Origin of the sequence: Pauljensenia hongkongensis (genome assembly GCF_001746855.1) — a bacterium.
Lineage (GTDB): Bacteria > Actinomycetota > Actinomycetes > Actinomycetales > Actinomycetaceae > Pauljensenia > Pauljensenia hongkongensis.
In genome coordinates this window covers 1,540,377-1,543,046 of record NZ_CP017298.1, presented here as the reverse complement: position 1 = coordinate 1,543,046, position 2,670 = coordinate 1,540,377, and the positions used below count along the sequence as shown (strand labels likewise).

The 2,670-nt window shown below is 72.4% G+C and carries 2 protein-coding genes; both read right to left on the bottom strand.

Annotation, left to right across the window (positions count from 1 at the left end; all coding sequences use genetic code 11):
- Window positions 1-773: 773 nt before the first annotated feature.
- Complete coding sequence (locus BH719_RS06360) at window positions 774-2,261, bottom strand: FAD-dependent oxidoreductase (protein ID WP_009743987.1); 1,488 nt, start codon at window positions 2,259-2,261, stop codon at window positions 774-776.
- Window positions 2,258-2,670, bottom strand: a 413-nt coding sequence (locus BH719_RS06355) for a hypothetical protein (RefSeq protein WP_009743986.1), incomplete at its 5' end; no start/stop codon positions are given. The genes BH719_RS06360 and BH719_RS06355, both read right to left, overlap by 4 nt.

The window sequence follows — 2,670 nt, the reverse complement described above, 5'->3', positions numbered from 1 at the left end:
GCGCGCGGGGCAATGACGCCCCACGCCTACCGCACCACGACCGTGAAAGTCGACCTCCGCTGGGACGGGAACAGGTGGCTGCTCGCGGAACTCGTGCCGTTGCACGCCTCTGGGGCCGACCCCTCCGATCCTGACGCCTCCCGTCCTGCCCCCTCCCATTCCGGTGCCCCGCGCTCGGCACCGCCCCCGACTTCCCCGCGCTCGGCGCCGTCCCCCACTGGCGCGCCCGCAGGCGTCCAGACCCCAACGCCGCCCGAGCCGGGCTCCTCGGCGCCTGGAACCGGCGGCCCAGGTGGCCCGGGCGGCCCCTCCGCCCCCGAGCCCACGGCAACGTCCTGGAGCCAGTCGCCACCGGCTCCGGACGATCCTCGTGCCGAACCGGACCCCACCGATCCCAACACCGCGGGCGGGCGTTGAGGCGGCAGCAGCGCCAGCACTGCGACCACCCGCCGCCCACAAGCAAGGTCATGATCGTGCGAAGCGCCACGGCCTGGCGGGGCAAGGGGGCGGCCGGGCAAGGAAAGGAGGAGGATCCGAGCCAGCCACCGCCTAGCAGGGCAGGGGGGCCGCCGGGCAAGGAAAGGAGGAGGATCCGAGCCAGCCACCGCCTGGCGGGGCAAAGGGGAGGCCGACGGGCAGTCGAGCAGGAGCGCGGGAACAGCAGCCCGCGCGCGATCCCCACTGCCCTCGCGCTGAGCCCAAGCCCTCGCGCTGAGCCCAAGCCCTCGCGCTCAGCCCAAACTCGCGCGCTCAGCCCAGCCCAGTCTCCTCCCTCACCCCAGGGGCGACGCAGCGTCGGCGCAGCGGCGGACCTCCACGCCGGACAGCGCCAGAGGGAGGACGCCGTTCGCCGCCGAAAGGGCGCACGCGCAGCCCGCGGCATCCCCCATGTCGATGACTGTGGGAATGATGCGCACGGACGCCTGCATGAGGAACGTCGTCGAAATGCACCTGCCGACCACGAGCAGGTTGGAGACCTGCGGGGCGATGAAGCACCGGTAGGGGATCTCGTAGTAGTCGCCCGGCTGGTAGCCCTTCTGGTGGAAGAGCCCCTTGGACTGGGAGTGCACGTCGATGAACCAATCGCCGCGGACCAAGCCGTCGTCGAAGCGCGCCTGGCGCGCGTAGTCCTGCTCGGTGAGGCGGTAGACCCCGTCGATCCTCCAGGATTCGCGCACGCCGAGCATCGGAGCCACCCCCACCAGGAAGGAGCTGCCGAAACCCGGCATCTTCGCGCGCAGGAACCGCGCGAGACGGTCGATGGCGGCGTGGGCCTCGACGATCGCCGCCGACCTGCCCCGGGCGGTCGTGTTCGACACGAGGCTGGGGATGTGCGGGCAGTTGAACGCCATGACACCGGGTTTGCCCGGCACTGAGAACGCCTGGTAGTACCGCAGGTCCCCCTCGGACAGCAGCCCCTCGGCCACCCCCTGGCGGAAGAGGGGCTCGAGTGCGAAACCGCGCCCCACGACCATCGCGGACTCGAAGAAGAACCCGAACTTCAGCGGCGAGAACTCGTCGCCCAGTGACAGGCAGTAGTCCCGGTAGGCGTCCACGTCGATGTCGCCCATCGTGAAGCGGAGCGAGCACACCTGGTTCGCCCCCGCCTCGTCCCCGCTCCGCGTGGGCACACCGGCCAGCCGTGCCAGGACCGCGTCCCCCGAGGCGTCCACCATGACTCCCGCCTCGACGCAGACCATGCCCTGCGCGGTCATCACCACCAGGTGGCGCAGTCGACGAGGCGCGGGCCGGGTCGCGGGGCCAGGCGCGGTTCCAGGATCCCCAGTCCCCGCCTTGTCGGCGGGGCGCCCGGTCGTATCCGCACCGTCGGCTCGGGCCCCAGTGGCGGCACTATCCGCCCCGGGGGCGTCGAGGACGTCGACCAGCGTCGCGTCGTAGAGGACCTCCCCGCCCGAGCCGGTGAGCAGGCGCTCGTAGACCATGCCCAGGCGCTCGGGCGCGAACCACAGCATCGTGGTCGTGCCGTCGCGGGTGGCCTCGCCCGAGGCGCGCAGCTCCCGCTCGATCTGCGCGAAAACGCCGCGGTGGGCGACGTGGGTGGGCATCATCGGGCACACGGTGGCGTTCGTGGCCGAGCCGCCCAGCATCGCGTAGCGGTCGATGACGACCACGGAAAGGCCGAGCTGCGCGCAGCGTATCGCGCAGGCCGAGCCCGCCGACCCGCCCCCCACGACGGCGACGTCGTAGGCGCCGATCACGGGGAGCGCGCGGCCGCCGTAGTCCACGGTTCGCTGTGTCATTGCGGGACTCCTTCGCTGGAGGGGTGGAAGCACTCGTGGGTGAAGCCGTAGGCGCCGATCTCCGACAGGGACCGGAAGCGGACGCGCCCGACCCGGATGGGGCCGACGCGCAGGAGCGGGATGTCGAGGGCCAGGGACGTGAGCCCCAGGCGGGTCCACTCCAAGTGGTGGAAGTACTCGTGGCACAGGGCCATGTCCACAGCGGTGCCGAGGCCCACGCCGTGGTGGTCCGCCCACATGCGCAAGGAGGGCGTGTTGACCACGACGAGCCGCTTCTTGGGCAGGTACTCGGCGAAGAACAGCCTCCCGGCGGCGCGCTCCGCCCCGCCGCGGACGACCCTGAGCCCGGCGTCGGCGCACACCCGCGCGAAGTCGGTGCCGCGGGCCCCGCCGGGGAACAGGCGGCGGG

Excerpts from the sequence above, each read along its gene's own strand:
- BH719_RS06360 (WP_009743987.1), bottom strand. The coding sequence starts at position 2,261 with ATGACACAGCGAACCGTGGACTACGGCGGCCGCGCGCTCCCCGTGATC.